The sequence below is a fragment of the Serratia sp. Je.1.23.a genome (assembly GCF_051129805.1).
Classification (GTDB): domain Bacteria; phylum Pseudomonadota; class Gammaproteobacteria; order Enterobacterales; family Enterobacteriaceae; genus Serratia; species Serratia liquefaciens.
The window spans coordinates 160,010-178,788 of the sequence record NZ_JBCPSR010000002.1 but is presented as its reverse complement, the minus strand read 5'-3'; the positions used below and the strand labels follow the sequence as shown (position 1 = coordinate 178,788).

Here is an 18,779-nt window from a genome sequence, read left to right as displayed (position 1 = left end):
GGGGCTATTGCCTGAGTGAAAGGACGAACATATTCGACCGCGAGGTATTTACAACCCGCGTTTTTCCATCAGCACCGCCAGATCGACCAGGCGGTTAGAGAACCCCCACTCGTTGTCGTACCAGGCAAGCACCTTGACCAACTTGCCGCCGATCACCAGCGTGGAAAGCCCATCAATAATCGACGAGCGCGGATCGCCTTTATAATCGCTCGACACCAAAGGCTCATCGCTGTAACCGAGAATGCCCTTCAGTGGCCCTGACTCCGCAGCCTGGCGGAAAGCGGCGTTGATTTCTTCGCTGGTCACTTCGCGTTTCAGCGTGACCGTCAGGTCGACGATAGAGACCACCGGCACCGGCACTCGCAGCGAATAACCGGTCAGGAGGCCATCCAGGCTCGGGATCACCTTGCCGAGCGCTTTGGCCGCACCGCTGGAGTAAGGCACAATCGACTCCGCGGCGGCACGGGCACCCCGTAAATCTTTTTCCGGCTGATCGTGCAGCGCCTGGCTGTTGGTGTAGGCATGGGTGGTATTCATCAGGCCGTACTCAATACCAAAGGCTTGATGCAGCACCTGCGCGGCGGGCGCCAAACCGTTGGTGGTACAACTGCCGTTGCTGACCACCCGATGCTTGGCCGGATCGTACTGATCCTGGTTAACGCCCATCACTATCGTAATGTCGTCGTCTTTTGCCGGCGCAGAGATAATCACTCGCTTGGCGCCACCACGGGTGATGTGCACTTCCGCCTTGGCTTTGTCGGCAAAAAAACCGGTCGCTTCGATCACCACGTCTACGCCCACGCTTTTCCATGGAATGGCGCCCGGATCTCTTTCAGAGAAGACATGAATTGGCCTGCCGTCCAGCAGCAGCTGGTTTTCACCGGCCTCGACGCTGGCCGCCAGCCTGCCCGAGAGCGAATCGTATTTCAGCAGATGCGCCAGGGTTTGGCTGTCGGTCAAATCATTGATCGCCACAACTTCAAAGTCGCTGCGACCTAATGCAGCGCGCAAAACATTCCTGCCGATTCTGCCGAATCCATTAATGCCTACTTTGACCATGATCTACTCCTTCGTTATTGGCTCTGGTGTAAATTTAAGCCGCAGGGAGCATGTCGTAAATGACGTTTGTAGATCAATTTACGCCAAAGTGCGTGAATGGAAGCGATCGCGGTATTCGGTTGGGGTCAGTTGCAGATGCCGTTCGAAAACGCGGCGCAGATTGAGCGCATTGCCGAAACCGCTGCTGGTGGCGATTTGTTCAATGCCTTGTGAGCTCTGTTCCAGACGCTGACGGGCGATGTACAAGCGCCCTTCTTCGACAAATTTGGCGGGTGAAATGCCGGTTTCACGCGTGAACACGCGCGTAAAGTTGCGCGGACTCATGGCAACCCGTTCGGCCAGTTTCTCAACGGAAAGATCCTCGGCCAGATTCTCCAGGATCCAGCTCTGCAGATCGCGGATAGGGCCCGGTGTTTTGGCCTGATTCAGTGGGTAACGGCTGAACTGCGCCTGCCCGCCGGGGCGGCGCAAAAACATCACCAAATCCTGCGCCACTTCGCGGGCCTGCACGAAACCGTAATCGTCCTCCACCAGCGCCAGCGTGAGATCAAACCCGGAGCTGACGCCGCCAGAGGTCCAGACCGCACCATCCTGTACGTAAATCGGCCCATTTTCGACCTTCACTTTGGGGAAACGGGCCTGCAAGGTTTCCAGCAGCCGCCAATGGGTGGTCGCCCGGCGGCCGTCCAGCAGACCGGCCTCGGCCAGCAGCATCGCCCCACCGCAAACGGAGGCCACGCGCCGCGCTTTGGGGGCCGCACGGCGGAGCCAATCCACCACAAAGGCGCTTTCTTCCTCGGTCGCCCCTTTGCCGGTAACGATAATGGTATCGCGTTCCACCTCAGGGTCGAGATCCGCCAGGCGATGATCGGCCAACAGATTCAAACCGGACGAGCCATGCACCACCCGGTGGGTTTGCGTGGTGACTATCGCCATCTGGTAGAGCGGCGCGTCATCGGGCCGCAAGCGGTTGGCCTGCATCAGGATGTCGGCGATCCCCGCCGATTCGAACAGCATGCCCCCTTCGGGGACGATAATCAGAAATGTATGCATGGCCTTAAAATACAAAATCGACAAAATAAGTCAATAACGCTTCCCGGTTTGAGAAGCGTTTTCTCTCATCAGCGCCAGCCCAGCGCCGGCGCGACATGAGTCAGGATCGACTCAATCACGTGGGCGTTGTAGTCAACGCCTAGCTGGTTGGGCACGGTCAGCAGCAAGGTATCGGCTTCGGCAATCGCTTCGTCCTTCGCCAACTGCTTGATCAGCAGTTCCGGCTCGGCGGCATAGCTACGGCCGAATACCGCGCGAGTCTGCTGATCGATATACCCCACCTGATCGCTGTCCTGACCGCTGTTGCCGAAATAGCTGCGATCCTGCTGGTTCATCAGCGCAAAGATGCTGCGGCTGACCGACACCCGCGGCTGGCGTGCATGACCCGCGGCCTTCCAGGCATCGCGATAAGCGCGGATCTGCTTGGCCTGCTGCACGTGGAAGGGCTCGCCGGTTTCGTCGTTTTTCAGCGTCGAGCTTTGCAGATTCATACCCAGCTTCGCCGCCCAGATCGCCGTGGCGTTTGAGCTGGCGCCCCACCAGATGCGATCGCGCAGCCCGGCGGAGAAAGGTTCTACCCGCAGCAAGCCCGGCGGGTTCGGGAACATCGGTTGCGGGTTAGGTTCAGCAAAGCCTTCGCCACGCAGCGCTTCCAACAGGACGTCGGTATGGCGGCGCGCCATATCGGCTTCGGTCTCGCCTTCGGCAGGCGTATAACCAAAATAACGCCAGCCATCAATCACCTGTTCGGGAGAACCGCGGCTGATGCCCAGTTGCAGCCGCCCGCCGGAAATCAGGTCGGCGGCGCAGGCATCTTCGACCATATAAAGCGGATTTTCATAGCGCATGTCGATCACGCCGGTGCCGATCTCAATACGCTGGGTTTTGGCGCCGATGGCTGCCAGCAGCGGGAATGGCGAGGCAAGCTGGCGGGCAAAGTGGTGTACGCGAAAATAAGCCCCATCCGCCCCCAGCTCTTCTGCCGCCACGGCAAGATCAATGGATTGCAGCAGCGCATCTGCCGCCGAACGGGTGCCCGACTGCGACGAAGGCGTCCAGTGGCCGAAAGAAAGGAAGCCGATTTTCTTCATGGGGTGATCCTTAGATTCATTAATGACCGGATTACAGTGACAAAAATCGCCCCCTTCCGGCCAGAAATATCGTGGCCGATCGCACTAAACGGATCCTTTTACGCCACGACGCCACACTGCCTGAGCATTGTAATCAAAAAGTAAATATCGTATAACAGGCTCCTCCGAGGGGTGTCCTGTTACGGGCTGAGATGGCGCAAGTCGAACCCTTTGAACCTGATCTGGGTCATGCCAGCGAAGGGACGGTCGGCAATCCCCTCACGGCGGTTGCCTGTTCATACCTCACCTCAGCGCGCCCGGATCTCCACTCACTTTTGGAGGTCCCATGTTTACTCCCTTATTCGATAACGGTCTTTACGGAAAGCTGCGCCAACAGGCCGGCGGTCACTGGCAGGACTATGTGGCACACCCCTTTATTCAGCAACTGGCCGCCGGTACGCTGCCGGAACCCGCTTTTCGCCGCTACCTGACGCAGGATTATCTGTTCCTGATCCACTTTGCCCGCGCCTATGCCCTGCTGGTCAGCAAACTGCGTACCCTGCCTGAAATGCGTGCCGCTACCGCTTCGCTCAATGCGATTGTCGCCGAACTGCCCTTGCACCTGGCCTATTGTGCCGACTGGGGATTGAGCGAACCGCAGATAGCCGCCGAACTCGAAGCGCCGGAAACCCTCAATTACACCCGCTATGTGCTCGATATCGGCCACGCCGGAGATGCCCTGGATCTGCTGGCAGCGTTAATGCCCTGCGTCGCCGGCTATGCCGAAATCGGTCTGCGCCTGCTCAACGATCCCAACACCGTGATGGAAGGCAATCCCTATGCCTCGTGGATCCGCAACTATGGTGATCCCGCGTATCTGAGCGGCGTACAAGCCTCCCTCGACCTGCTGGAAAACGTTGGCCTCCAGCGGGGTGCCCCAAGCCGCCTGAACGAACTGTCGGCGATTTTCACCACCGCCACCCGCCTGGAATCCGCCTTCTGGCAGATGGGGTTGAATGCCCAATGAGCCTCGGCGACACGCAGCACGGCAATGCCCGGCCCGGTATTCAGGTACGGGATCTGACCCTGCGCTTTGGTCAGCAGGTGATTTTCGATGGTCTGAATTTCGATATCGCCGGCGGCAGCTTCGTTGCCCTACTCGGCGCCAGCGGCGCGGGGAAGACCAGCCTGCTGAAGATCATCGCCGGGCTGGCGAAACCCACTTCCGGTACGGTTATCGGCAGCGACGGCCTGCCGATCGCCGGACGTATCGCCTATATGGGGCAAAAGGATCTGCTCTATCCTTGGCTGACAATTGACGAAAATATTAGCCTTGGCGCGCGGCTGCGCGGCGAAAAGGTCGACCGCGCCTGGGCGGAACATCTGCGGGAACGCGTGGGCTTGAACGGCTATGGCCGCAGCTTGCCTGCCGCGCTGTCCGGTGGCATGCGTCAACGTGCCGCTATTGCCCGCACGCTGTATGAGCGCCAGCCGATTGTGTTGATGGATGAACCCTTCTCCGCGCTGGATACCATCACCCGCGCCATGATCCAGCAGTTGGCCGCCGAACTGCTGGCGCAGCATACCGTGCTGCTGATCACCCACGACCCCATGGAGGCCTGCCGCCTAAGCCACCGCCTGCTGGTGCTGTCCCGTTATCCGGCGGGGCTGGACGACAGTCATGTTATCGAGGGCTTACCGCCGCGAGCGCCGGACAATCCTCAGTTGCTGAAAAGCCAGAGCGAGTTGCTGCTGCAACTGGTGAGGGCCGCCGGATGAAAACCCTTTCTGAAAGCCGTCTGTCGCGGATGCGTCGCAGCCTGACGGTGTTCACCGGCCTGTTGCTGCTGTGGGCACTGGTCACGCTGGGCGATATCCCCGCCTTCCTGTTTCCCTCCCCCTCGGCGGTGGCACAGGCGCTGTGGGACAACCGGGCTTACCTCGCTTATCACACGCTGATCACCGCCTCGGAGATCGCCTGCGGTTTGCTGGCCGGGGTTTTGCTCGGTGCCACGCTGGCGCTGTGCATGATCTTTTCGCCGCGCCTGCAGCGCTGGTTGATGCCGTTGGTGCTGACCAGCCAGGCGATACCGGTTTTTGCGCTGGCGCCGCTGTTGGTGCTGTGGTTCGGCTTTGGCATGAGCGCCAAAGTGGTGATGGCGGTGCTGGTGATTTTCTTCCCGGTGACTTCCGCCTTCTTCGATGGGCTGCGGCGGGTCAATAACGATTATCTCGATCTGGCCCGTACCCTGCGCGCTTCTCCCTGGGCCCAACTGCGTCACGTACGGCTGATGGCGGCGCTACCGGCTTTCGGTTCCGGGCTGCGGATGGCCGCCGCCGTCGCCCCTATCGGCGCCATCATCGGCGAATGGGTTGGCTCGGCGGAAGGCCTGGGTTACGTCATGCTTAACGCCAACGCGCGCATGCAGACCGACATCTGCTTTGCCGCGCTGTTTATTTTGGTGCTGATGACCGTCTTGCTATGGGTGACGGTTGATGCGCTATTGCTGCGCCTGATCGACTGGGCACCGGAAAATGATTGATCGCCTCACAACAACAAGGGTAACAACCATGCTTAAAAATACCGTCTGCGGGCTGCTGCTCGGCGCCATGCTGGCAAGCCAGGCCAATGCCGCGGAAAAACTGACGCTGGTGCTCGACTGGTATATTAATCCCGACCACGCGCCCATCATGGTGGCCGAGCAGATCGGCGCCTTCAAGGCCGAAGGGTTGGACGTCAAGATTGTACCCCCTTCCGACCCGGCGCTGCCGCCGCGCCTGGTGGCGGCAAAACAGGCCGATTTGGCCATCACCTACCAGCCGCAGCTGCACTTTTTTGCCGATCAGGGCCTGCCGCTGGTGCGCGTAGGCACCCTGATTAACTCACCGCTTAATACCGTGATGACGCTGGATAAAAGCATCACCACCCCGGCAGGACTTAAGGGTAAAAAAATCGGCTATTCGGTCAGCGGCATCGAACAAGCCACCTTGGCGACCATGCTTGAGCATGAACACCTCAACCCCAATGAAACCAAACTGATTAACGTTAATTTCCAACTGACCAGCGCCCTGCTGGCGGGTCAGGTTGATGCGGTAATCGGCGGCTATCGCAACATTGAAGCGCTGGAGCTGAAACTGCAGGGCAAAGATCCGGTGGTATTTAACGTGGAAGACTACGGTGTGCCGAGCTACGACGAGCTGATTATCGTCGCCAATCGCGATTCGCTGGCCGAGCCGAAAATCAAAAAATTCCTCGCGGCGCTGAAAAAAGGCAGCGACTATCTGCACGCCCATCCGCAGGAAAGCTGGCTGGCGTTCGCCAAAGCCCATCCGGAACTCAATACCGAGCTGAACAAACAGGCCTGGCAAGCCAGCCTGCCGCTGTTCGCAACCGATCCGGCGAAGCTGGATAAAGCGCGCTATCAAGCCTACGAACAATTCCTGTTCGACAACAAGCTGATCAAAAAAATCACGCCGGTGGAGCAATACGCGGTAGAGCTGAATTAAAGGTTATCCGCTTTATCAGGGGCGCAGTATGTCGCGCCCCTGCCATTCCCCCTCAGGCAGAAGGCGCGACGGTAACGTCACCCTGACCGCTGCGCTGCAAAGCCTGCAGCACCAGGCCACTCGCCTTGCACCGCTCCACAAAATCACGCACATAGGCCGCCCCCGACGCTTTTTGTCGCGGAACCGCCATGGCCTGCTGGATGGCAGTGAAATGCCCGGCCAGCACCCGATACCCCGGGTTTTGCGCTGCGGCAGCCAGCAACGGCTGACGCACGCCCGCGGCCGCATCCAACCCCTGTTCGAGGAACAAGGCGATCGCGTCGGCGGAGGTATCGGCACGCACCAGTTGCGCCTGCTTTAAGGTTCGCGACAGATACAGGTCATAAGCCGCTCCCTGGCCTACGGCAATGCGCACCTCGGGCCGGTCAAGTTCGGCAACCTGTTGCCAGGGAGACGCCTGGGCCACCAGATAGGTCCCCTCAATGATCGCATAAGGCGCACTGAACGCGATCTGAGCCGCCCGCACCGGTTCGATGGCCATAAAGGCGATGTTCCAGTCTCCGGTTTCCAACGCGGCAAAAACCTTGCCTGCGGCATCATAGGTCACCAACTCCAGCGCCACGCCCAACTCGCGGGCCAGCGCGCCGGCCAGCGTCACGGATACCCCCTGAGGTTCGCCGTCTGGCCCCCTCTGCGCCAACACCGGATTGCCCAGATTGATGGCCGCACGCAGGATCCCCTGCGGGGCCAAATCATCGAGTACGGCGGCGGGAATGCTATGCATGGCTTTCTCCTGAAAAAAGGGTGTAGGTGTTTCGTCGACGCTCTCCATTAAGGCTAGAGCCAAACCTCGGATGAGCAACATTCAGCCGCTTTTCGCCTCGCCGGCGTGATTCATGTCACACTATTGTCACAAAAACGACCGATCGCACTCTGCCACGCCAGGGCAGCGCAAACACGCATTGACCCTGGCGCTTTCAATGCGCTATACCCTTCCTCTTTCGCGTCGTGCTTGGGTCGGCGGCGTTTGCCAGGGCAGTTAAGATTTCCTTTTTAATCAGACAGGGTACGGTGGATGGTTTCAGCATTAATCTCGTTTGCACTTTTTTTAGCCTCAATTTTAATCTACCGCACCCGTGCCGCCGCCAACCGCTGGTGGCTGGCCACCCTGCTGACGCTGCTGGGCAGCTATCTGATCCTCAACGTGGTGCTGATCGCCAGCAACTACTTTACCGGTGACGGCATTACCGATGCGGTGATCTACACCCTCACCAGCAGCCTGAAGGGTGCCGGCGTCGGCAAATACCTGCTGCCGTTTGTCGGCCTGCTGGCGGTGCTGGCGCTGATCTTCACCCTGCTGACCTGGAGTCTGGTACGGCGCAAGGCGAAAAGCAGCAGCGTAGTTTACAGCGTGCTCGCCGTGCTGCTGGCGCTGTTTTCCGTCGGCACTACTCCCGCCTTTCAGGACATCTCGCTGTTGGTGAAGAGCCAGATTAGCGGCGATACCGCCGACTTTGACACCTATTACAAAGCGCCGAAGAAAACCGTACAGGGCAAAGCGCCGAACCTGGTGTATATCTATGCTGAAAGCCTGGAGAGAACCTACTTCGACCAACAAACCTTCCCCGGCCTGACCGACGAACTGAACCAGCACCGCGAAAACAGCATCGACTTCAGCAATACCCAACAGCTGCCCGGCACCGGTTACACCATCGCCGGTATGGTGTCCTCACAGTGCGGTATCCCATTGTTTGCCCCCTTTGACGGCAACGCCTCCAGCGCGGTATCCACCTTTTACCCGGAAAACGTCTGCCTGGGCGACGTGCTGAAATCCGCCGGTTACGACAACTACTTTTATCAGGGCGCCGAGCTGGCCTTCGCCGGCAAAGACACCTTCCTGAAATCGCACGGTTTTGACCATGCCTACGGCTTTAAGGAATTACGCGGACAGGTTAGCGACCCCGGCTACAAAAATGACTGGGGCTGGTACGACGATACCGTGCTGGACGTGGTGTTCGACAAATTCGTCGAGCTGTCGAAGCAGAACAAAAAGTTCTCGCTGTTCGCCTTGACCGTGGACACCCATCACCCGGACGGCTTTATCTCCGCCAGCTGCAGCAAAAAGTCGTTCCGTTGGCAGAATAAAGAGAATCGGTCGCTGAGCGCAGTGGCCTGCAGCCAACAGCATATCGCCGCGCTGATCGACAAAATCAAGGCGTCCGAGTACTTCAAAAATACCGTTATCGTGGTGTCTTCGGACCATCTGGCGATGAACAATACCGCCTATGACATCCTGACCAAGCAGAAACGCCGCAACCTGTTCTTTATTATCGACGGCACCCGCCCGCAGACCGCGCTGCATAACGAGAAGCGCAGCACGCTGGACAACGGCGCCACCGTGCTGGACGTGATGGGTGGCGATAACTACATTGGCCTCGGTCGCAGCAGCCTGTCCAGCCCAACGCTGGCGACGTTGTTTTTAAATATCGACGAAAAAATCAACGCCTGGAAACCGGCGGTGGTCAAGCAATGGGGCTTCCCGAACAGCATCACAAACTACAGTCTCGACGATCGGGGCAACCGCTTTACCTTCTCCGGCATCACCTTTAAGGTGCCGTTTATTCTGAAGGTGACGGACAACAAAATTGAGCCGATGTTTAACGTCTACCTGTCCACGCCGCTGAAAAAACAGCTTGCCGGACTGGGGGCGGGCGAGAAATTCGTCTGGGTCGACAAATGTTATGAAATCGGTCGGGTGTGGTCGCCAGAACTGGCGTTGAGCACCGACACCTGCGTCGCGTCGGGCAGCTTGGCCGCCCCACCGCACATCGTGCAGGCCAAAGGGGGCAGCTATCGCGGCAAAATAGACTTTGAGCGCCCGCCAAACGATAGCATCGCCGCCTACCAAAGCGCCGTCGATAAACTAAAAGTCGACGACGCCGCCGTTAAATATCACGCGGACGCCATCGCCTTTATGCTGCCGGGCATGCCGGAACAGGTGAAGGCGATCACCGGTGTTTCCAGCGTCGAGGACTGGGGCCGTTGGTCAGACGCCAACCTGGCGCCGACGGTGAATATTGATTACGTCGATCCCCTGCCATCAGCATTCGATCTGGTGCTGCGCGCCCGCGCCTACGGTAAAAACGTCGGCGAACCTATCTCGGTGCGCGTCGGCAATCAGGAACAGTTTGTGACGCTCAGCGAACAGGACACCACCGTGACGCTGCGCTTCGACAATCCTGCCGGAGTCAGAAACATCAGCATCACGCCGCCGGCCCCCACGGAGCCACAAGAAGGTGCCAGCGGCGGTGTTGTACCGAAGAAACTGGGTATTGGCCTGGTCTCGCTGAAAGTGGAACAGGCTGCCCCCGCTTCCTGATCATCGCGCTGCATGCGGCGTCCGCGTTATTCGGGGCGAATTTATTCGCCCCCTGCCGTTTCTCCAAAGCTTTTGCGCCCATCTTCGGCTAACCTGTTGCTGTGAATTGATATCGGCATCCGTATGCCTCCCCGCCGCATAGCCGGGAGAACCAAGGAGAGAGTATGAGCAGTCAGCAATCCGGCACCGGCCTCACCCCCGCTCAGGCAGTCGAACAACTGGAAGCGCTGTATGTCGCCTCGGTTGAGGCGCTGCGCCAGGCGGTCGGTGACTTTATCAGCCATGGCAGTCTGCCCGACGCGCAGACCCGCGCGGCAGGGCTATTTGTTTACCCTGAGCTGCGCGTCAGCTGGGACGGAAAATCGCCCGGTCAAACCAAAACCCGCGCCTATGGCCGTTTCACCCACACCGGTTGCTATACCACCACCATCACCCGCCCGCATCTGTTCCGCCATTATCTGACAGAACAGTTGACCATGCTGGCCGGGGAGTACGATGCGCATATCGAAGTGCGGCCGTCACAGCAGGAAATACCTTTCCCTTACGTGATCGACGGTTCAAACCTGATGCTGGATCGGTCGATGAGCGCCAGCCTGGCGCAGCATTTCCCCACCACCGAGCTGGCGCAAATTGGCGATGAGACCGCCGATGGCCTGTTTCACGCCACCAGCACCTTCCCGCTTTCGCACTTCGACGCCCTGCGCGCCGACTTTTCGCTGGCGCGGCTGCGGCACTACACCGGCACCCCGGTGGAGCATTTTCAGCCCTTCGTGCTGTTCACCAACTACACCCGCTATGTGGATGAGTTTGTCCGCTGGGCCTGCGCCGAAATAGCCGATCCGGCCAGTCCTTATATTGCGCTGTCGAGCGCCGGCGGCATCTATATCACGCCGGAAACCACCGCACCGGATCAGGCGGTCTCCGACCTGGCCTGGAAAAACCACCAGATGCCGGCCTACCACCTGATCTCGCGCACCGGCCAGGGCATCACGCTGATCAATATCGGCGTCGGCCCCTCCAACGCCAAAACCATCTGCGACCATCTGGCGGTGCTGCGCCCCAGCGCCTGGCTGATGATCGGCCACTGCGGCGGCCTGCGCGAAAGCCAGTCGATTGGCGACTACGTGCTGGCGCACGCCTACCTGCGGGACGACCACGTGCTGGATTCGGTGCTGCCACCGGATATCCCGATCCCAAGCATTGCCGAAGTACAGCGTGCGCTGTATGACGCCACCAAAATGGTCAGCGGCATGCCCGGCGAAGAGGTAAAACAACGCCTGCGCACCGGCACCGTGGTCACCACCGACGATCGCAACTGGGAGCTGCGCTATTCCGCGTCGGCGCTGCGTTTTAACCTCAGCCGCGCCGTCGCGGTAGATATGGAAAGCGCCACCATCGCCGCTCAGGGCTACCGTTTCCGGGTGCCTTACGGCACGCTGTTGTGCGTGTCCGACAAACCGCTGCACGGTGAAATCAAGCTGCCCGGCCAGGCCAACCGCTTTTATGAAGGGGCCATTTCGGAACACCTGCAGATCGGTATCTGCGCTATCGACCTGCTGCGCGCCGAGGGCGATCGCCTGCATTCCCGCAAGCTGCGTACCTTTAACGAGCCGCCGTTCCGCTGATGACGAAGGATCTGGGCCCGCTTCGGCGGGCTTTTTAACTTTTCATACTCAGATCGTTGATGTACCGACCGCAAATCTGTTACAACAGCGGCTCTCATTCCCCAGACATCACCACACATATGATTGTCAGACCTCAGCAACACTGGTTCAGGCGGCTCTTCGTCTGGCACGGTTCAGTGCTATCCAAAATTCTGTTTCGCCTCAGCCTTAACGTGGCGATGTCCATCGTCGCCGTGCTGTGTTTTCAATGGTACGAACATCTGGGGGTCAAACTGACCCTGGCGCCTTTCAGCCTGCTGGGCGTGGCGATCGCTATCTTTCTCGGCTTCCGCAACAGCGTCAGCTATGCGCGCTTCACCGAGGCGCGGTTGCTGTGGGGCAGCCTGCTGATCGTTGAGCGCTCGCTGCTGCGCCAGATCAAGAGTCTGCTACCGCAGCAGGATCAGGCGGCGCGCGAGTTTGCCGCCCTGCTGATCGCGTTCAGCTACTGCCTGAAACACCAGCTGCGCGGCACCGATAGCAGCGCCGACCTGCAACGGCTGCTGCCCAACGTCGATCTGCGAGCAATAGAAAACAGCATGTCCCCCTGCAACCGGCTGCTGTTGATGATGGGCCAATGGCTTGGCGAAAAACGACAATCGGCACAGCTGTCGGACATGCTGTTTCACAGCATCGACCAAAACCTCAACCGGCTGTCGGAGATCCTCGGCGGCTGCGAACGCATCGCCAATACGCCGATCCCCTTTGCCTACAGCCTGATCGTTCATCGTACGGTCTACCTGTTCTGCACCCTGCTGCCTTTCGCGCTGGTGCCGGATCTGCATTACATGACGCCGCTGGTGTCGGTGTTTATCTCCTACACCTTCATCTCGCTGGACTCGCTGGCAGAGGAACTGGAAGATCCGTTCGGCACCGCCGCCAATGACCTGCCGCTCAATGCCATGTGCAACGCGATTGAGATCAACCTGCGCGAAATGAACGACGAAACGGATTTACCGGCGGCCGCACGGCCGGACAGCCGTTACCAGCTCAGCTAACCGGCAACCACGTCAGGCGCGGTGAAGGCCGCGCCTGTTGGCAAAACCCTTATTCGCGCCACCCGCCGCCCAACGCACGGTAAAGATCGACGAGATTAGTCAATCGCGCCAGGCGCGTATCGACCAACACCTGCTGCGCCGCATACAGGGAACGCTGGGAATCCAGCACGGTCAGGTAGTTATCCACGCCCTGCTGAAAACGCTGCTGCGACAGGCTGTAAGCGCGTTGATTGGCCGCCACCAACTGCGTTTGCGCCCGGATTTGCTCATCCAGCGTGTCGCGACCGGCCAGCGCATCGGCGGTTTCGCGAAATCCCTGTTGTATCGCCTGCTCATAACGCGCCACCTCAATGCGTTTTTGCACCTCCGCCAGATCCAATCCCGCACGCAAAGAGCCGCCGGAGAAGATAGGCAGCGAGAGCTGCGGCACAAAACTCCAGGCACCGGAACCGGCAGAAAATAAACCGTCCAGGCCGGCGCTGGCCGTGCCGCCGAAACCGGTCAGGCTGAGGGTCGGAAAGAACGCCGCCCGCGCCGCGCCGATATTGGCATTCGCGGCACGTAGCTGATGCTCTGCCGCTCGGATATCCGGCCGCCGGGTCAGCAAATCTGCCGGCAGCCCGGCCGGAATGTTTTCCGGCAACAGATCGTCCGGCAAGGTGCCGGCCTGCGCCAGACGCGAACTCATCGCCGAGCCCAACGGCTGCCCAACCAACAGCGTCAGGGCATTGGTATCCTGCCGAACCTGACGCCGATACTGAGCCAAATCACGCTGCGCCGTCCGTACCCCAACCTCCGCCTGGCTGCGATCCAGTTCGGTCGCCACACCGAGCTGGAAGCTTTGTTCCACCAGCCCAAAGGCCGCCTGCTGTGAGCCCAGCGTTTCCTGCGCCAGCGCCAGAAGTTCGCTATCGGCGCGTAGCGAAAGATAAGCGTTGGCGGTTTCGGCGATCAGCGCCAGTTGCGCGGCGGCCCGGGTTTCATCCTGTGCCAAGTACAATTCCAACGCCTGCTGGTTGAGGCTGCGAAGCCGCCCGAACAGATCCAACTCCCACGACAGCGCTCCCCCGACCTGATAGCTGCGCCCCACCGCAGACTGCCCGCCTGCGGACAGACTGCCCGGGGTACGCTGTACCGAACCACTGCCCTGCGCCGCCAGGGTGGGCAGCGTATCTGCCCGTTGAATGCGGTAGTTAGCGCGAGCCGCCTCCACGTTCAGCGCCGCAATGCGCAAGTCACGGTTATTCGCCAGGGCCTGCGTAATCAGCGTTTGCAGCAGCGGATCGCGGTAAAACCCACGCCAACCGATAGCCGCTGCCGTTCCGTCGACCTGCGCGACGCCATAATCCGGATAGGCTGGCGCTACCGGCGCAGCGGGGCGTTGATAGTCCGGCGTCAACGAGCAGCCCGTCAGGGTGGCAGTGGCCAGCATGATAGCCAAAAGTTTTATCATGGCTCGGCTCCCGGCGCCGGGGCAGTTATCTCCGCTTCATCCTCTGCCCGGCGGCGTTCGCTGAGCCGTTTCACCCGAAACAGCCGCAGCATGATGACGAAGAATGCCGGTACGAAGAAAATGGCCAGGAAGGTGCTGGTCAGCATGCCGCCGATCACCCCGGTGCCGATGGCATTCTGACTGCCTGAGCCTGCCCCGCTGGCAATCACCAGCGGCACCACGCCGAGAATAAACGCCAGCGAGGTCATCAGGATCGGCCGCAGCCGCTGTCTGGCGGCCTGCACCGCCGCCTCTACCGGACTGGCGCCGGCTTCGAAGTGCGCCTTGGCGAACTCCACGATCAGAATGGCATTTTTGGCCGCCAGCCCGACGGTGGTCAGCAACCCCACCTGGAAATAAACGTCGTTGGCCAACCCACGCAGCAACGTGGCCACCACCGCGCCAATCACCCCGAGCGGCACCACCAGCATCACCGCGCTGGGCACGCTCCAGCTTTCATACAGCGCCGCCAGACACAGGAAGACCACCAACAGTGAAATCGCATAGAGTGCCGGTGCCTGGGCGCCGGACAACCGTTCTTCAAACGACAGTCCGGTCCAGTCGTAGCCCACGCCGGGCGGCATGGTGGCGGCAATGCGTTCCATTTCAGCCATCGCGTCGCCGGAGCTGAAGCCCGCCGCCGGTTCGCCCTGCAGGTTAAACGACGGTGCGCCGTTGTACCGATTGAGTTTCTGCGCACCGTAGGTCCATTCGGCGCTGGCAAAGGCGGAGAACGGCACCATATCCCCGTTGTCGTTACGCACAAACCACTGTTCCAGATCCTGCGGCAGCATGCGTGACGAGGCATCTCCCTGCACATAAACCCGCTTCACCCGACCGCGATCGATAAAGTCGTTCACATAACCCGAGCCCCAGGCCAGCGACAACGTGCGGTTAATCTCCGTGATCGGCACGCTGAGCGCCCGCGCCTTCTCGCGGTCGATCAGCAGTTCATACTGGGGCGCATCCTCCAGACCGTTGGCACGCACGTTGTTCAACACCGGGCTCTGCCGGGCAGCGGCAAGGAACCTGTCGCGCGCCGCCAGCAATGGCTGATGCCCAATACCGCCGCGATCCATCAGTTGGAAGTTAAAGCCCGCCACGTTGCCCAATTCACGTACGGCCGGGGGCGAAACCACAAAGATACGGGTATCGCGAAAGTCGCGTGCGAACATGGCGTTGAGGCGGGCGGCGACCGCGTCGGCCTTTTGCGAGGCGTCCGGCCGTTGGTCCCAGTCATGCAGGCGAATAAACAGGGTGCCGACGTTCTGCCCGCGCCCGCCGAAGTTAAACCCGGAGATAGCGAACACCGAACGCACGCTGTCCTTCTCCATTTTCAACAGGTACTCCGTGGCACCGCGCAAGGTGGCCTGCGTCCGTTCTGCGGTGGCCCCGGCCGGTGCCTGTACCTGCGCGAACAACATGCCCTGATCTTCCTGCGGCAGGAACGAGGTCGGCATGCGGGTAAACAGCCAGCCGGTGGCAATGGCAATCACCAGATAAATCAGCATCAGCCGACGCGGGCGGCCCAGACCGCGCATTACCGAAGCCGCGTAACTGCGGTTGGCCCACTCGACGCGGCGGTTAAACCAGCCAAAGAAACCTTTGCGTGCGGCATGCTCTCCCGGCTTTACCGGCTTGAGCAGCGTAGCGCACAGCGCCGGGGTAAACACCACCGCCACCATCACCGACAGCACCATCGAGGAGACAATGGTGATGGAGAACTGCCGGTAGATCACGCCGGTTGAACCGCCAAAAAACGCCATCGGCACAAATACCGCCGACAGCACCATGGCGATGCCTATCAAGGCACCGGTGATCTGGCTCATCGATTTACGGGTTGCCTGCTTCGGTGAAAGCCCCTCCTCATGCATCAACCGCTCGACGTTTTCCACCACCACGATGGCGTCATCCACCAGCAGGCCAATCGCCAGCACCATGCCAAACATGGTCAACGTGTTGATCGAGTAACCGAAGGCCGCCAGCACGCCAAAGGTCCCCAGCAGCACCACCGGCACCGCCAGCGTCGGGATCAGCGTGGCCCGGAAGTTCTGCAAAAACAGATACATCACCGCAAACACCAGCACAACCGCCTCCACCAGCGTACGCACCACGTTTTCGATCGACAGGCTAATGAATGGAATGGTGTCATAGGCATCCACGGCTTCCATTCCCGGTGGGAAGAAGGGTTTCAGCTCCGCCAGCGTGGCACGCACCGCCTGCGCGGTTTGCAGCGCATTGGCACCGGTTGCCAGACGCACGCCCAGCCCGACCGCCGCATTGCCGTTGTAGTAGCTATCAATCGCGTAGTTCTGCGCGCCCAGCTCAATGCGCGCCACGTCGGCCAGGCAAACCCGCGAACCGTCCGGATCGGTTTTCAGCAGGATTTGGCCGAACTCCTCCGGGGTCTGCAAGCGTGAGGGGCCAATTACCGTGGCATTCAGCTCCTGGCCGGGCAACGCCGGTTGCCCCCCCAACTGACCGGATGAAACCTCAACGTTCTGCTCCTGAATCGCATTGCTGACGTCGGTGGCGGTCAGGCTGTAGTTCACCAGCGCAGCAGGATCCAGCCAGATGCGCATCGCATAAGGCGCACCGAACAATTGGAAGTCCCCCACGCCGTTGGTGCGGCTGATCGGATCCTGTACATAGGAGGCGACGTAATCCGCCAGGTCCTGCCGGGTCATACGACCATCCGTCGAGACAAACGCCATCACCATCATAAAGTTGGCGGTGGACTTGGTGACGCGGATCCCCTGCTGCTGTACCTCCAGCGGCAACAGCGGCTGTGCCAGCGCCAACTTGTTTTGCACCTGTACCTGCGCGGTATCGGCATCGGTGCCCTGCGCAAAGGTCAACGCAATGCTCATGCTGCCGTCGGAATTACTTTCGGAGGAAATGTATTGCAGATTGTCGAGACCGTTCATCTGCTGTTCAATCACCTGCACCACCGTATCCTGCACCGTCTTCGCCGAGGCACCGGGATAGTTGACCTGAATGCTGACGGTGGGCGGTGCGATGCTTGGGTACTGCGCCACCGGCAGATTGGCAATCGACAGCAGGCCACACAGCATCATGATGATGGCCAGCACCCAGGCAAACACCGGGCGCTCGATAAAGAATTTAGCCATGCGCCGGCTCCTTACGAGTGCTGCTTAACAGCGTTGTGGCAGCCGGAGCCCACTCCACCGCATTGACCTGTGCGCCAGGCCTGACCTGCTGCACGCCTTCGACAATCACCCGATCGCCCGCCGCCAGCCCGGTCGACACCAGCCAACTGTCCCCCATCGCCCGTTCGGTGGTCAGTTCGCGCAGCTCAACCTTGCCCGCCTCGTTCACCACCAGGGCGGTCGCTTCACCGCGCGGGTTGCGGGTAATGCCCCGCTGCGGCACCAGCAGCCCCCCTTGCGCGGCCATGCCCTCTAACAGCCGGGCTCGCACAAACATGCCCGGCAGCAGTTTGCGTTCCGGATTGGGGAATACCGCGCGCAGCACCACCGAGCCGGTGGAACGATCCACCGTGATTTCTGAAAATTGCAATTTGCCGCCGTGGGCATAGCGAGAGCCGTCTTCCAGTGTCAGAGTGACCGCCGCAGACTGAGGGCCGTCGGCCTGCGCAACCGCGCCGCTTTCCAGCGCATTTCTCAACCGCAAAAGTTGGACGCTGGACTGGGTCACATCCACATAAATCGGATCTATCTGCTGCACCGCCGCCACCGCCTCGGCCTGCTGCGCCGTCACCAGCGCCCCTTCGGTCACCAGCGAACGTCCAATAATGCCGTCGATGGGTGACAGCACCCGGGTATAAACCAGATTGATACGTGCCGTTTCCAACTGCGCCTCCGCAGACTGCACGTCGGCCACCGCCTGCTGATGAGCGGCTACTGCGTCGTCATACACCTGACGACTGATGGCCCGGCTCTCTGCCAGCGGCCGGTAACGTTGAATCAACAACGCGGCGGTACGCAGCTGTGCCCGCGCTCGCGCCAAGGCCGCATTGCTGCGATCGAATTCCGCCTGAAACAGCCCCGGATCGATTTGGTAAAGCGGTTGCTGCGCCTTGACCTGTTCCCCTTCGGTAAACAGGCGTTTTTGCACTATGCCCCCGACCTGTGGCCGCACTTCCGCATTGCGAAAGGCGGCAACCCGTCCCGGCAGTTCACTGGTCAGGGGTATAGGTTCGCTTTTCAACGTTACCACCCCGACCCGTGGCGGTGATGGCGGTGCAGTTGGCGGCGTATCGCGAGCGGCCACCACCAGCCACAAAGAGAGCGAAGTAGCGGCCACCACCACGCCGACAGCAAGAGAGGCGATTTTGAGGCTCATGAGTTCGTATCCTTTTAGATGCTGGGTCAAGGGTTGCGCGGCGCGCCACAAAGCGGCCAAAGGTTACTGTACGAGCGGCAAACTGACCTCAACGTGACCCGCAGATAACATTCGTGTCAGTTAACGCGTTTTTTATCTGGCGGCGGCGTTAGCTGACAAAAATGTCAGCCAGCCGTCAGCTTCACGACCGCATGGCTGTCATAAACTCATCACTGAACATGATGTCTTGTG

Annotated in this window: 14 protein-coding genes and 1 riboswitch; of the genes, 7 read left to right on the top strand and 7 right to left on the bottom strand. The window is 60.2% G+C overall.

All coding sequences use genetic code 11. The features are described 5' to 3' along the window. Positions 1-48: 48 nt before the first annotated feature. From gap to AAZT04_RS08570, 3 genes are all read right to left on the bottom strand, one after another. Positions 49-1,059, bottom strand: a complete 1,011-nt coding sequence (gap, locus tag AAZT04_RS08580) for a type I glyceraldehyde-3-phosphate dehydrogenase (protein WP_371078121.1) — start codon at positions 1,057-1,059, stop codon at positions 49-51. A 78-nt stretch (positions 1,060-1,137) separates the two neighbouring features. Further along, positions 1,138-2,112 carry a GlxA family transcriptional regulator gene (locus AAZT04_RS08575; RefSeq protein WP_041415496.1) on the bottom strand — a complete coding sequence of 325 codons (975 nt, stop codon included), beginning with the start codon at positions 2,110-2,112 and terminating at the stop codon, positions 1,138-1,140. Positions 2,113-2,180: 68 nt separating this feature from the next. Further along, positions 2,181-3,203 carry an LLM class flavin-dependent oxidoreductase gene (locus tag AAZT04_RS08570; protein ID WP_258089395.1) on the bottom strand — a complete coding sequence of 341 codons (1,023 nt, stop codon included), beginning with the start codon at positions 3,201-3,203 and terminating at the stop codon, positions 2,181-2,183. Positions 3,204-3,360: 157 nt separating this feature from the next. Continuing rightward, positions 3,361-3,463: riboswitch (TPP riboswitch) on the top strand. A 65-nt stretch (positions 3,464-3,528) separates the two neighbouring features. Here AAZT04_RS08570 and AAZT04_RS08565 point away from each other — a divergent pair. Genes AAZT04_RS08565 through AAZT04_RS08550 form a run of 4 tightly spaced genes read left to right on the top strand, consistent with a single transcriptional unit; the run spans position 3,529 to position 6,689 of the window. Beyond that, the gene (locus AAZT04_RS08565) at positions 3,529-4,209 is read left to right on the top strand and encodes a TenA family protein (RefSeq protein ID WP_258089394.1); all 681 of its coding nucleotides are present in this window, start codon (positions 3,529-3,531) and stop codon (positions 4,207-4,209) included. Further along, positions 4,206-4,961, top strand: coding sequence for an ABC transporter ATP-binding protein (locus tag AAZT04_RS08560; protein WP_116690190.1), 756 nt, complete (start codon positions 4,206-4,208; stop codon positions 4,959-4,961). Before AAZT04_RS08565 ends, AAZT04_RS08560 begins: the two co-directional genes overlap by 4 nt. Next, positions 4,958-5,725, top strand: coding sequence for an ABC transporter permease (locus tag AAZT04_RS08555; RefSeq protein ID WP_434679694.1), 768 nt, complete (start codon positions 4,958-4,960; stop codon positions 5,723-5,725). The genes AAZT04_RS08560 and AAZT04_RS08555 overlap by 4 nt, the downstream gene beginning before the upstream one ends. A 28-nt stretch (positions 5,726-5,753) precedes the next feature. Continuing rightward, on the top strand, positions 5,754-6,689 hold the full coding sequence (locus tag AAZT04_RS08550; RefSeq protein ID WP_149572689.1) for an ABC transporter substrate-binding protein: 936 nt from the start codon (positions 5,754-5,756) through the stop codon (positions 6,687-6,689). A 52-nt stretch (positions 6,690-6,741) separates the two neighbouring features. Here AAZT04_RS08550 and AAZT04_RS08545 read toward each other — a convergent pair whose 3' ends face one another. Further along, on the bottom strand, positions 6,742-7,473 hold the full coding sequence (locus AAZT04_RS08545; RefSeq protein ID WP_128865313.1) for an ABC transporter substrate-binding protein: 732 nt from the start codon (positions 7,471-7,473) through the stop codon (positions 6,742-6,744). A 291-nt stretch (positions 7,474-7,764) separates the two neighbouring features. On the opposite strand from AAZT04_RS08545, the gene opgB reads away from it, so the two are divergent. The 3 genes from opgB to AAZT04_RS08530 all read left to right on the top strand — a co-directional run bounded on the left by opgB (position 7,765) and on the right by AAZT04_RS08530 (position 12,730). Then, entirely contained in the window at positions 7,765-10,068 is a 2,304-nt protein-coding gene (gene opgB / locus AAZT04_RS08540) for a phosphatidylglycerol--membrane-oligosaccharide glycerophosphotransferase (protein WP_434679691.1), read from the top strand. A 164-nt stretch (positions 10,069-10,232) separates the two neighbouring features. After that, a complete protein-coding gene (locus tag AAZT04_RS08535; RefSeq protein ID WP_046373160.1) occupies positions 10,233-11,693 on the top strand; it encodes an AMP nucleosidase in 1,461 nt (486 codons plus the stop codon). 119 nt (positions 11,694-11,812) lie between these two features. Beyond that, complete coding sequence (locus AAZT04_RS08530) at positions 11,813-12,730, top strand: bestrophin family protein (RefSeq protein WP_041415501.1); 918 nt, start codon at positions 11,813-11,815, stop codon at positions 12,728-12,730. 49 nt (positions 12,731-12,779) lie between these two features. Here the strand turns inward: AAZT04_RS08530 and AAZT04_RS08525 are convergent, their stop codons facing one another. The 3 genes from AAZT04_RS08525 to AAZT04_RS08515 are packed head-to-tail and all read right to left on the bottom strand — an operon-like array spanning position 12,780 to position 18,548. Then, positions 12,780-14,183 carry an efflux transporter outer membrane subunit gene (locus AAZT04_RS08525; protein ID WP_258089390.1) on the bottom strand — a complete coding sequence of 468 codons (1,404 nt, stop codon included), beginning with the start codon at positions 14,181-14,183 and terminating at the stop codon, positions 12,780-12,782. Next, the gene (locus tag AAZT04_RS08520; protein WP_258089389.1) at positions 14,180-17,353 is read right to left on the bottom strand and encodes an efflux RND transporter permease subunit; all 3,174 of its coding nucleotides are present in this window, start codon (positions 17,351-17,353) and stop codon (positions 14,180-14,182) included. Before AAZT04_RS08520 ends, AAZT04_RS08525 begins: the two co-directional genes overlap by 4 nt. Beyond that, on the bottom strand, positions 17,346-18,548 hold the full coding sequence (locus AAZT04_RS08515; protein WP_197821127.1) for an efflux RND transporter periplasmic adaptor subunit: 1,203 nt from the start codon (positions 18,546-18,548) through the stop codon (positions 17,346-17,348). The genes AAZT04_RS08520 and AAZT04_RS08515 overlap by 8 nt, the downstream gene beginning before the upstream one ends. Between the last annotated feature and the right edge of the window lie 231 nt (positions 18,549-18,779).